The organism is Streptococcus oralis (assembly GCF_001578935.1).
Classification (GTDB): domain Bacteria; phylum Bacillota; class Bacilli; order Lactobacillales; family Streptococcaceae; genus Streptococcus; species Streptococcus oralis_R.
Map to the genome: position 1 here is coordinate 523596 of NZ_KQ969521.1, position 11922 is coordinate 535517.

Sequence of the window (11922 nt, forward strand, 5' to 3'; positions counted from 1 at the left end):
TTTTCTTACCAAGCTCTGATACTTTTTTAGTAATTCTACCTACAAACGTAACTGTTCGACTTCAGATAATTGTTTCATTCCTTTACCATAAGTATATTGTTTCCCCACAGGTTGGTGGAAACGGTACAATTCATCATTCTGATACCAACGCCACCAGGTCTTGACCTGACTAGCATTTTTGATATTGAGGGTATCCATGATAACCTTGTTTGATTTACCTGCCTTCTTCATTTCGATACAGGCTAGCTTAGTTTCTACTGAATATGCTTTTTTGACCATAACAAAACACTCCTGTTTCTAGTTTACCAGATTTCAACAGGAGTGTTTTCTTGTGTCTCGTTTTATGGGTGCAGTGCCTAATGGTTTGTAGCTTTTTCTTAATCTGTTTTTACTCATTGTTATTTCCATTCCTCTCAGCATAATCAGCATTGACAATATATACATTCTTCCCATGCTTTAATTCATTGAGTTGTTTATCAGTATAATTAAAATTCATTTACTGTTCTCCTGTTTCACCATTTGAATAAATCACTTTTACATTTTTTTCTGTAATTCCATGATGGTTTATCAAATATTGATTATCATCTTTTCGAGAACTATTTTGAAAATCTCTACTTCTTATTTCGTTATTTTGTTTATTAAATGCGATTATATAACTTAGTTGTTTGCTGTCAGAGAAAATTATTTTAACTTTTGCGCCCCAAGCATCTGACGGAATTGATGCATATGAAGGGTCGGTTATATGTACCTCCTCAATCCCTTCATAGGAATTCTTTAAGGCGTTTACCAAACTAACTTCATACTCTCTATTTCGACGTTCTTCTTGAGACTTCCCTAACATACTAAACATAAAAACACCTCCTGCTGTGATAATTACGAGTGACAAAACGATCAGTAACCTTTTATGGCTTTTTTTATTACTAGAATTATTCATTTAAGCTTTTCTCCTTTTTCTTATTATACTATAAGATTAGTCTATATTACACTATAATAAGAAAAAGTTATTTTACATCTATCAATCATAGTAGGAATTCCTAGGTCCGTTCCAGCAGCAATCACAGCTACATTTTTATAATCTGGTTTGCCGTTGACAATTGGCGCAACTGCTAGCCCATCAAAACCTGTTTCAATGTCAGACTTAGTGGCAACAACACGGAACTCTTGACCATCTGAGGTAGTTATGGTGTTGGTTTCTTCAAAATCAGATGAAGAAGGATTCGGATTAGGAGCTTCTGTAACCAAAGGTTTATTATTTCTCTCAGCATATTCAGAATTGACACTGTATACATTCTTCCCGTGGTTTAATTCATTAAGTTGTTTATCAGTATAATTAAATACCATTACTGTTCCCCTCTTTCTTTGTTAGAGTATGTAACCGTAACTGTATTAGTTGTTATTCCTTTTCTTCGGTTAAGAAAATCTCGCTGTCCATAAGTCATACGACCATTGTAATTTTCTATCTCATCTAAGTTATGTGGAATTCCATAGAATATTTTTTCCCCATCTTCAAACAAAATATCAACCTTACAAGACCAGTCACCAGGAGGGTTCGTATATGTTGGATTGGAAATCTTAATCTCCTCAATCCCTTCATAGGAATTCTTTAAGGCGTTTACCAAACTAACTTCATATTCTCTATTTCGACGCTCTTCTTGGGATTTCCCTAACATACTAAACATAAAAACACCTCCTGCTGTGATAATTACGAGTGACAAAACGATTAGTAGCCTTTTATGGCTTTTTTTATTGCTGGAATTATTCATTTAAGCTTTTCCCCTTTTTCTTATTATACTATAAGATTTGTCTATATTACACTATAATAAGAAAAAGTTGTTTTCATCTATCAATCATAGTAGGACTCCCAGGATCCGTTCCAGCAGCAATCACAGCTACATTTTTATAATCTGGTTTGCCGTTGACAATAGGTGCAACTGCCAGTCCATCAAAACCTGTATCAGGGTCAGACTTAGTCGCAACAACACGGAATTCTTGACCATCAGAGGTGGTAATTGTGTTGGTTTCATCCGAAGATAACTTATCATCTGTTTTGGCTACAACTTTCTTTTCAACTTCCCTTTCAGCATATTCAAAATTTACATTATAAACATTTTTTCCGTGATTTAATTCATTGAGTTGTTTATCAGTATAAGTGTATACCATTAATATTCTCCTTCTGAACCATCTGAATAAATAACTTTTGTGAGTTTACTAGTCTTACCCAAGTGACTATTTAAAAATTCTCGGTCCTCTTTTCTATTCTCTCTCTCTAAAAATACATCAGAAATACGTTTATCATTTTTTGAATAATTAATTTTATATTTTATGCTTCTCTCATTAAAATATAGTTCAACTACGCAAGTCCAACTTCCTGGCGGATTTGTATAATTTGCATTAGAAAATCTAATTTCTTCAATACCCTCATATCTATCTTTTAAAGTTTCAACCAAACTAACTTCATACTCTCTATTTCGACGTTCTTCTTGAGACTTCCCTAACATACTAAACATAAAAACACCTCCTGCTGTGATAATTACGAGTGACAAAACGATCAGTAACCTTTTATGGCTTTTTTTATTACTAGAATTATTCATTTAAGCTTTTCTCCTTTTTCTTATTATACTATATTTTAATTAATTTTAACGATATAAGAAGTAAAAACCGATCTCTGCTCGAGAATCGGTTTTCTAATGTATTTAATTGAATTTTTGCATAATATAAATTATGTAAAAACTTACAACAACAAATCTTTTACTTTTCCAATTTCACTTTTGGGAATCACCAGGTGAATCATATCACCCAGATACATTCTGGTTGAGCCGTTAACCGTTTGGCTTTTGCCATTATGGACTTGGGTGGTAATAAGTACGTTATGTGGCAAGTTGAGCTCGTGAACCTGTTTTCCAGCGATTTTATCTGATACAGGGATTTCAATGAGTGTGACTTCTCCTTCGTCTGTCGCTTCTTCTGGCAGCATTTTTTCGAGCATGGCCTCATAGACTGGAGCACCTTTGAGTAAATCCATGACGATGTAGGCGACCAAGGTCACTAAGCCAAGTGGCATAAGATTGCGAATATCCCCAACCATCTCGGTTACGAGTATCATAGCAGTTAAGGGAGCCTTAGATATTGCTCCAAAGTAGCCACTCATTCCTAAAATGACAAATATAGGGAATTGTTCCTGACTGACAAGTCCAAAATTGACACAAATGACACCAACTAGGGCACCAAGTAAGGAACCAAGCGCCAAAATGGGTAGGAAAATTCCTCCTGGAAGGCCACTTCCATAGCTAATCATGCTCCAAACAAAACGGATCAAAAAGTAAGCTAATAGAACTTGGAAACTAAAATATTGCTCAGTTAGGGAAAGAACGACCTGATTTCCACCGCCAAGGATTTGTGGTAAGAAGATGCCGACTGGTATGATGAGGATAAAGGCCAAGATTGGATAATAAGCTTTATCCAAATGGATTTTTTGACCAAGCCAATCATAAACTCGACCAACATTGAGTACAGCTTTCTCATAGAGAAAACCAGAGAACCCGAGAAAAACTCCCATAACCAAATAAATCCAATACTGATCTAGGGTCATGAGTGGGATGTTGTCTGGCATATCCAGTACGGGTGTTAGGCCAAATATGAGCAGAGAAACAAAGTTGGCTACTAGGCTGGCCGCTAGAGTTGAGACCCAAAAAAAGCGGGAAAAATGGTGATAAACTTCTTCTACCACAAAGAGAAGTCCTGCAATTGGGGCATTAAAGGCTGCAGCTAATCCTGCAGCGGCTCCACTGGCAATCAGGGAACGTTCTTCAACTGGACTGGATTTTAGCCACTTTGCGATGCCTTTACCACCAACTGCTCCAAGTTGAATACTTGGCCCTTCTCGACCTAGCATAAGGCCACTGGCAATAGCAAGAATCCCTAGAATATATTTTTTCCAGAGGACACTCCACCAGTTAAGAGTCATCAGTCCCTTTAGTTCAGCTTCGACTTGAGGAATTCCTGAACCCTTGATATCTTTTTCCGATCGAGTCAATTTCGCACTGAGCCAGCTAACAATTAAATAAAATAGAGCAATGATAAAAAGATTGCGCACTTGGTGCGCTTGATCTTGATAAAGTCCTTGTATCAGATGGAAACCCTTTTCGATTAAGAAACGAAAGGATCCGACGATTAGCCCGACGACGAGACCAACAATGATTCCTCGTCCAACTTGGGATAATATGGTGCTTGAGGCAAAGGCAAATTCTTTCTTGGAACTGAGTGTTTCTGACTGTTCCTCCATAATCATTTCCTCTTACTTGTCTTTCTTAGTTGAAACCAGTGTTTTGACTGGTTCAAAGCTGGTTCGGTGAATTGGGGTAACTCCTAGTCTCTCGAGTCCTTCTAGATGTTTAGCTGTTCCATAGCCTGCATTAGCTGTAAAATCATAGCCGGGATATTGCTGATCGTATTCCTTCATAATATTATCCCGTGTCACCTTGGCCACTATAGATGCAGCTGCGATTGAGAGGGAGTTAGCATCTCCTTTGATAATGGAGGTTTGGGAAATAGACAAATCCAGTTTCATGGCATCAATCAAGAGGTGCTCAGGTTGTGGGGTTAACTGGGATATTGCTTCTTTCATGGCTAGTTTGGTTGCTTCATAGATATTGACTTGGTCAATGACTTCATTATCCATGATTCCAATCCCGATTGATAAAGCTTGATCTTGAACGGCTTGATAAATCTCCAGATGTTTCTTTTTAGGAATCTTCTTGCTATCGTTTAGGCCTTTAATCTTACAATTTTTAGGCAAGATAACAGCTGCAGCGACTACAGGTCCAGCCAGAGGACCACGGCCGACCTCGTCAACACCTGCTATTAAGGTCACTCCTTGCTTATAAAGTTCTTTTTCATAGGAAAGCATGGCTTCCAAACGAAGGTCTTCATCCAGTTCTGCCTGAATAGCTTTTTTTCGCTTGCTGATTTCCTTTTGAACTCCAGAACGAGGATCTTTTTCGAATTCCAGAAAAAGAGGATTGTCTAAGTCTTTGACAGTAGCCAGAACTTCTCTGATTTCTTTAATCGTTGTCATCGATGTCGTCCAATGTATCTAAGGTATAGTTACCAAGTTTGCCATCACGAACTTCCTTCACGAAGAGACTGTAAAAGCGGTCGTAATCATCTCGGAAACCAAGGGCACGGGTCATATCCATGATGATAACAGGTGCTTCTTCTTCAATTTTCATTTGTTTGAAGCGTTCAGCTAGCTTTTCTGGATAATGTTTTTTGAAATAATTGAGACCAAAAATGGTCACCTCATCCATAGGAAGCAACTGGTCTTTGATAGCTCCAGTCAAGGCTAGTTTTAGAGCGACAGTTTCATCTTCGAACTTAGGCCAGAGAATCCCTGGTGTGTCCAGGATTTCAAGGTCTTTATTGGTTTTGAGCCACTGTTGCCCCTTGGTCACACCTGGTTTATTGCCGACAACCGCAATCTTTTTCCCAGCCAAACGGTTCATGAGAGTTGACTTACCAGCGTTTGGAATTCCGATAATCATGGTCCGCAAGGTTTCAATCTGGATACCGCGTTCTTTCTGGCGTGCAATCTTATCAGCCATGAGCTTTTTAGCAGCATCAGTCACAACTTTTACAGTTACTTGCTCTTTGGAGTTGATAGCCAGAGTTTGGATTCCCTGTGATTCAAAATATTGACGCCATTCTTTGGTCATTGCTGGATCAGCAAGGTCTGCCTTGTTCAAAATCAAGAGTTTTGGTTTATCTCCAACAATCTTGGTTAACATAGGATTTTGACTAGATAAAGGTAGCCGAGCATCCACCAAAATTGTCACAAAATCAACAAACTTAAGATTCTCCTGAACTTGCCGCCGAGCCTTAGACATGTGACCCGGAAACCATTGAATAGTAGCCATAAACATTTCCCCTTCCGACTAAAAAAAACGTAGTAAAAACGTTTTCTTTCTTACTACCTATTCTATCATAAATTAGGAACTTTTGCACAGGCTTTGACCACAATAAATGACAAATAGTATAGGTCCGACACATCCTTGATGCCAGTCAGGATTTACTTGACTTTTTTCGCCAATAGGTATATACTTAGTGTATACACTTTCGTGGAGGTAGAGCAATGAATACAGTAAAGACTCGGAAGGTAGGGAATTCTCTCACTGTGACCATTCCTAAAAATTTGGGTATGACAGAAGGTCAAGAAATGGTTGTCTATAAAGGGATTGACGGAGTCATTGTCTTAGCTCCAAAACTGAAAGATCCTTTTGATGGGATTACTGATTTGAGAATGACAAATGATTTTGAAGGGGTAAGGTCACTTGATAGCGAAATCTGAGTATATTCCTGAAAAGCAGGATGTCATTTGGCTGGACTTTGATCCATCAGTTGGTCGAGAAATCCAGAAAAGGCGACCTGCCTTGGTAGTTTCTAAGAGAGAATATGCCTTGCAAACTGGTTTTGTGGCTGTCTGTCCTATCACTCACGGCCAACGTCGTTTGGCAGAAAAAGGCTTGCTCGTTCCTGTCTCGTCGGACAAGGTAGATGGCGCTGTCAATCCATTTCAACTGCATACCTTTGATTTTCGGATGCGTAATGCTCAAAAAATAACAAGAATGGACACGCAGTGTTTTCAGAAAGTCGTCCAACTTTACCAATACATTTTTGAAGATACATAAATCCTACCATGCATAGACAAGGTAGGATTTTTTCTATATGAGTAACCTATTTAAGAACGGGTGAAGGCAGTTTGTCAAAATCCCTCTAATCCAGCTTTCTTGTGCTGATGATAGATGTTCTGCCTGAAGACATTTTTTTAGAAAATCGCGGACTTGTTCTGGTGCAATTTCAAACTCAAAGGCTTTCATCTTGTAGAAAAAGTCGATGAGATGTTCAGACAAATATTCGGTTGAAAAGGGAACTTCGCCACTTTTTCGATATTCTAATAGGAGCCGAGAAAATCTGGCTTTTTCATCAGGCAAATCCCGAAAATAGGAATTAAGAAGCCAAGTCTGCTTCTGCTTTCGTTCAATCGGATCTTGATTTGCAATCCGTTGATCCTTTTCCAGCTCCTTTTGGTTTTGCTTAGCCTTGATAGCCCGTTCTTCTCTATTCTTACCAAAGAGGATTTTTTCCCACTTTCGTTCTTCTTGGGTCAAGGTTTCTGTAAAGCCAAAGTAATCTTGATAGGCTCGTTCTGCAGGTCCCATGGCAAGAATGAGGTTGTCAGCGTATTGCTTGGCAATTTTATCTCTTTTCTTACGTTCTTTCTCTGCTTGGATCCGTAAATGCTGCTCGTAGTCGATTTTCTCCTTGCCTAGTTTGACAAGGTAGAGTTGGTCATCGGACTTACCAAGTAAAAAAGGTTTGATACACTTTTCCAGCACTTCTTCCATACGAGCCTTCTTCTTTGGCTCTGCCTTTATCCAACTTCCGCCTTGAAAGACTTCTAGGAAGAGCTGGTAATCTTTCTCAGGTGTGAATTGATTGCCACGATTGGCTTTGAAAACACCTTTCTCCCAAAACCATTTTAGAAGTCGTTCGTCAAAGTCGCTTTTATTAACCTTGATTTTTTCCTTTTTCTGGGCCTTTCTGGTTAGGTTTTCAACCTTTCTGAGTAGTTTTTCTTCCTCTTCCAGTTGCTGGTCAAGGGACAATCGATGAAAATGACGAACACAGTCGCTTCCTATAGGAAAGAGACGTTGGCTTGTAACTCCGTTAAAGAGTTCGTAAGCGTATTTGATGGCATTTCCGCAGACACAATTGCTACGGCCAATGCCATTAAAAATCAAGGAAACTTCATTCCATTCCTTGGTAGCTTGTTCCCAAGTATCAGCTTTTGAAGCCTGCAAAACCGCATCGTGCAGGGATTTTCTAACTGGAAGTGTCATGAGGTCTCCTTTCTAATACTAAATGAAAATCAAAGAGCAAACTAGGAAGCTAGCCGCAGGTTGCTCAAAGCACTGCTTTAAGGTTGTAGATAGAACTGACGAAGTCAGTGAGCATATCTATGGCAAGGTGAATCTGACGTGGTTTGAAGAGATTTTCATTGAGTATAAATTATACTTTTACAACTTGAACCTCATCTTTACCTAGTAAAATCAAGTATTTTTCTATGTTTTCAATCGAATAGGCACGAGATAAGGCTTCTTCATAGAGGGCTAACTGACCACGATAGCGGTCTATGAGTTGACTTGGTTCATCGTAACGGTCTGTCTTATAGTCGAAAAGAATAATCCTGTCCTCGTAAAGGAGATAGCCGTCCAAGATCCCACGAACAACAAAGTCTTCCTGACTCTTTTGATCTTTTTTGAGCATGGAGAAAGGTTGCTCGCGGTAGAGATGGTCTGTATTGGCGAGAATTTCTTGACCAAGTGGTGTGTCAAAGAAAGCTAGGATTTTATAAAGATTGATCTTGCCTCTCACAGCTGGGCTGGTTTGAACTTGTTTGAGAGTTTCTGTCAGGCTAGCAAGTGTTGGTTGCTGACCGAGGTCAATTCTCTGCATGAGTTCGTGAGTGGCACTACCAATCTCAGCTCCAGTTACCTTTTCTTTAGTTGAAAAATCTGGTAAATCAAAGCTGATTTTCTTCTCAGTTGATTGAGTTTGGTTAGTAATTTCTACCCCTTCCATATCCATAACCGGTTCGTAGAATTTCTTGATTTGGCTTGGGGTTTGAACACTTGGTAGTTCAATGGCTGCGCGGTGAAGAGTATTATAAACTTCCACCTCTTTCAGCATTTCCAGAGCTTCTTTGATGGTCTCTGACTGACGGTTGCTTGATTGAGAGCTATCTTGTAGAGGACTCTTGTTTTCCAACTCTCCGATAGCTTCTCTAGTCAACTGGTCTTCACCAATAAAACGATAGCTAAAGTTGAGATTGTCCTTGGCAAATACTTTACTGATAGCCCAGATCCAATCTTGGAAATTTCTTGCTTGCAGTCTGGTATTGCTATCTAAGTTTCCGTTATTTGCTGCCGGGTATTCCTTTGCTTCCAGCTTTTCACGAGAACCCTTGCCAACAAGATAAAGCTTTCTCTCGGCTCTCGTCATGGCAACATACAGCAGACGCATCTGCTCTGAATAGCTAGCCAGTTGCAGTTCTTTCTCATTCTGTGTATAAGTTAGGCTAGGAATAGAGAGTTTGATGGTTTTAGGATAGTGTGCTTCCACTGCTCCTGTTTCCACCTTGGCAATGTATTTGACACCAAGCCCATTTTGACGGCTGAGAACGACGTCTGACATCGAGTCTTGCTTGTTGAAGTCCTGATCCATGTTGAGGATAAAGACATAAGGAAACTCCAATCCTTTGCTCTTGTGAATGGTCATGAGTTCTACGGCATCTTTAGGCGGTGCGACGGCTACGCTTGCGAGGTCATGCTGGGCTTCTAGGACTTGGTCAATCATACGGATAAAACGAGACAAGCCCTTAAAATTACTCTTTTCAAACTGGTCAGCTCTCAGTGCCAGAGCATAGAGATTGGCTTGTCTAGCAGGTCCGTTCGGCAAGGCTCCAACATAGTCATAGTAAAAACGGTCGTTGTAAATCTTCCAAATCAAGTCATAGAGAGAGTGGGTTTTGGCATACAAGCGCCAAGAATCCAAAATATCCATGAATTGATTTAGTTTTTCAGCTAGTTCTGAGTGAATCAAGTTTTTCTGGTTTGTTACCAGTTTTTGAGCATTGACCAGTTTCTCATAGAGATTTTCATGGACCTTATCTTCTGCTTTCTGGAGGGATAAACGTGCCAATTCGTCCTCATCGAAACTAAACATAGGAGACTTCATAAGTGCTACCAAGGCATAGTCTTGCAGGGGATTGTGAATGACACGAAGGGTGTCCAGCATGACTTGTACTTCTAGGGATTGGAGATAATTGTTTTGCTCGCCGTCGGTTTTAACGGGAATCCCATACTCAGACAGGGCGAGGAGAATTTGGTCATTTCGACTGCGACTGGAAGTCAAAAGGGCAATTTCCTTAAAGGCTACACCTTTCTCTTGATGAAGTTTCAAGATTTCCTTGATGATCAGGCGCATTTCTCCTGTGAGTTTCGTGTCTGCATCACTTTCTTCTTCCTCTTGCCCACTATCGTTCTTGTCGTAGAGGAGAAATTCTGCCTTGTTGTCTGGATTAGGAGTTAGTTTGGTATTGGCAAAAACAAGCTGGTGCATGCTGTCATAGTTGATTTCACCGACCTCTTGGTCCATAAGGCGTGCAAAAACATCATTGGTTGCAGACAGCACTTCTGAACTACTACGGAAATTTTCCTTGAGGAGAACCAGCTTGCCTTCTTGAGGATTTTGCGCATAGCGTTGGAATTTTTCATTGAAAATCTGGGGATCTGCCTGGCGGAATCGGTAGATGGACTGCTTGATATCCCCCACCATAAAGCGATTGTGACCATTCGACAGCAATTCTAGCATCCGTTCTTGAATGTGGTTGGTATCCTGATACTCATCGACCATGACTTCGTGGAATCGTTCCTGATAAGCCTCACGAACTTGCGGGAAATTTTCTAAAATCTCAATGGTGTAATGGCTGATATCAGCAAATTCAAAGGCGTTTTCCTGGCGTTTACGTTCTCGATAAGCATCCACAAAATCACTCATAAAGTTTTGAAAGGTTTTAGCTAGCTCCCAAGTGTCTTCATGATAACGTTCTTGGTAGTCGAGAATCGTTATCTGGTCTGCTAGTTGTCCTAGTTTAGTAAACTGGGCCTTTCTCTCATCGTTATAGGCATCAGCCAGTGGCTTCAAATCAGCCTTACGACTCGCATTAGTCAGAGCCCGACCATTTTTCTCTTTCGAGATGGCGACAACACGCGCAAGTACGGCTTGATAAGCCTGACTATCGGATTCTTGATTAAAGGAGCCAATTTCATCCAGAACCAACTGCACATTTTCTAAATAGGCAGCTTTGGGGAACTCCTTGGCATCGTTATCCAGATGATAACGGAAGAAACTTTCCAAGTCCCAAAGCGCTTGCTTGATTTGCTCGGTCAGTTTGTCTTTCTCATTTGCAAAGTCAGCCTTTTCAAACCCTTTGAGGAAAGAGTCGCTCAGCCATTTTTGGGGACTGCTGGTGGATTGGAGAAAGTCATAAATTTTATAGACTTGCTGGCGCAGACCTCGTTCATCCTTGCCACGCCCAGCAAAGTTCTTTACTAAGCTGCTAAATTTCTCTTTATTCTCACCTTGGTAATGGTCTTCAAAGACTTGACGAAAAACTTCGTTTTTTAAGATTAACTGTTCACTTTCATTTTGTAGAATACGGAAGTTCGGCGCGATATCAATCAGATAACCGTGTTTGCCAAGGAATTTTTGTGTGAAGGAGTCCATGGTTCCGATGGCAGCGTTTGGTAGATCTGCCAACTGGCGTCCCAAGTGTTGTTTGAGATCGACATCATCGGTTTCTTGGATTTGATGGCTGATTTTTTTCTCCAAACGTTCCTTGAGTTCAGTAGCAGCCTTGACAGTAAAGGTCGAGATAAAGAGTTGGCTGATTTCCACGCCACGCGCTAATTGATCCAGAATACGCTCTGCCATGACAAAGGTCTTCCCTGAACCAGCAGACGCTGAAACAAGGATATTCTGCCCAGCAGTATAAATAGCTTGGATTTGCTCGGCAGTTCTTTTCTGTTCCTTGCTCGAATGCGCTTCTGCTTCTTGCAGTTTTTGAATTTCTTCCTCAGTTAAAAAGGAAATGGGCTTCATTGCTTCAACTCCTCTCTCATTTTCTCAAACCAAGCTTGCTTGAGTTTTTCTCCTACAAGGCGCTTACCATCAGCTAAGTCTAACTTCTCTAGGAAACGGGCTTGTCCCAAGTGGTAATTAGCTTCAAATCCAGTGATGGCTTGGTGTTGCTGAACGTACGGGGCAATGCTTCTGCCATTTTCGGTATAGGGATTGATGGCGAAC

At 40.2% G+C, this 11922-nt stretch carries 12 protein-coding genes and 2 pseudogenes; 2 read left to right on the top strand and 12 right to left on the bottom strand.

Annotated features, from left to right (window positions below):
• Positions 1 to 42: 42 nt before the first annotated feature.
• The 9 genes and pseudogenes from SORDD15_RS02590 to ylqF form a co-directional block, all read right to left on the bottom strand.
• Positions 43 to 279: pseudogene (locus SORDD15_RS02590) on the bottom strand (IS3 family transposase); the annotation flags it as partial.
• 217 nt (positions 280 to 496) lie between these two features.
• Positions 497 to 934 (bottom strand): hypothetical protein, encoded by a 438-nt coding sequence (locus SORDD15_RS02595; RefSeq protein WP_061414069.1) that lies wholly within the window; start codon positions 932 to 934, stop codon positions 497 to 499.
• A gap of 41 nt (positions 935 to 975) precedes the next feature.
• Positions 976 to 1341 carry a hypothetical protein gene (locus SORDD15_RS02600; RefSeq protein WP_061414070.1) on the bottom strand — a complete coding sequence of 122 codons (366 nt, stop codon included), beginning with the start codon at positions 1339 to 1341 and terminating at the stop codon, positions 976 to 978.
• Complete coding sequence (locus tag SORDD15_RS02605; protein WP_061414072.1) at positions 1341 to 1763, bottom strand: hypothetical protein; 423 nt, start codon at positions 1761 to 1763, stop codon at positions 1341 to 1343. Before SORDD15_RS02605 ends, SORDD15_RS02600 begins: the two co-directional genes overlap by 1 nt.
• 73 nt (positions 1764 to 1836) lie before the next feature.
• Positions 1837 to 2160 (bottom strand): hypothetical protein, encoded by a 324-nt coding sequence (locus SORDD15_RS02610; protein WP_061414074.1) that lies wholly within the window; start codon positions 2158 to 2160, stop codon positions 1837 to 1839.
• Positions 2160 to 2591: a hypothetical protein gene (locus tag SORDD15_RS02615; RefSeq protein WP_061414076.1), complete on the bottom strand. Its 432-nt coding sequence runs from the start codon at positions 2589 to 2591 to the stop codon at positions 2160 to 2162. Before SORDD15_RS02615 ends, SORDD15_RS02610 begins: the two co-directional genes overlap by 1 nt.
• A 140-nt stretch (positions 2592 to 2731) precedes the next feature.
• A complete protein-coding gene (locus SORDD15_RS02620) occupies positions 2732 to 4282 on the bottom strand; it encodes a ClC family H(+)/Cl(-) exchange transporter (RefSeq protein ID WP_061414078.1) in 1551 nt (516 codons plus the stop codon).
• A gap of 12 nt (positions 4283 to 4294) precedes the next feature.
• Positions 4295 to 5074 carry a ribonuclease HII gene (locus tag SORDD15_RS02625; protein ID WP_061414081.1) on the bottom strand — a complete coding sequence of 260 codons (780 nt, stop codon included), beginning with the start codon at positions 5072 to 5074 and terminating at the stop codon, positions 4295 to 4297.
• Positions 5061 to 5912, bottom strand: coding sequence for a ribosome biogenesis GTPase YlqF (gene ylqF / locus SORDD15_RS02630; RefSeq protein WP_061414083.1), 852 nt, complete (start codon positions 5910 to 5912; stop codon positions 5061 to 5063). The genes SORDD15_RS02625 and ylqF overlap by 14 nt, the downstream gene beginning before the upstream one ends.
• Before the next feature lie 215 nt (positions 5913 to 6127).
• On the opposite strand from ylqF, the gene mazE reads away from it, so the two are divergent.
• Positions 6128 to 6343, top strand: coding sequence for a type II toxin-antitoxin system PemI/MazE family antitoxin (mazE, locus tag SORDD15_RS02635; protein ID WP_001098942.1), 216 nt, complete (start codon positions 6128 to 6130; stop codon positions 6341 to 6343).
• Entirely contained in the window at positions 6327 to 6683 is a 357-nt protein-coding gene (locus SORDD15_RS02640; protein ID WP_061414085.1) for a type II toxin-antitoxin system PemK/MazF family toxin, read from the top strand. Before mazE ends, SORDD15_RS02640 begins: the two co-directional genes overlap by 17 nt.
• A 33-nt stretch (positions 6684 to 6716) precedes the next feature.
• On the opposite strand, the gene SORDD15_RS02645 is transcribed toward SORDD15_RS02640, so the two are convergent.
• The 3 genes and pseudogenes from SORDD15_RS02645 to SORDD15_RS10430 all read right to left on the bottom strand — a co-directional run.
• Positions 6717 to 7895, bottom strand: a complete 1179-nt coding sequence (locus SORDD15_RS02645) for a hypothetical protein (protein WP_061414087.1) — start codon at positions 7893 to 7895, stop codon at positions 6717 to 6719.
• 169 nt (positions 7896 to 8064) lie between these two features.
• Complete coding sequence (gene addA / locus SORDD15_RS02650) at positions 8065 to 11718, bottom strand: helicase-exonuclease AddAB subunit AddA (protein WP_061414089.1); 3654 nt, start codon at positions 11716 to 11718, stop codon at positions 8065 to 8067.
• A pseudogene (locus SORDD15_RS10430) lies at positions 11715 to 11922 on the bottom strand (ATP-dependent nuclease subunit B); the annotation flags it as partial. The pseudogene SORDD15_RS10430 and the gene addA, both read right to left, overlap by 4 nt.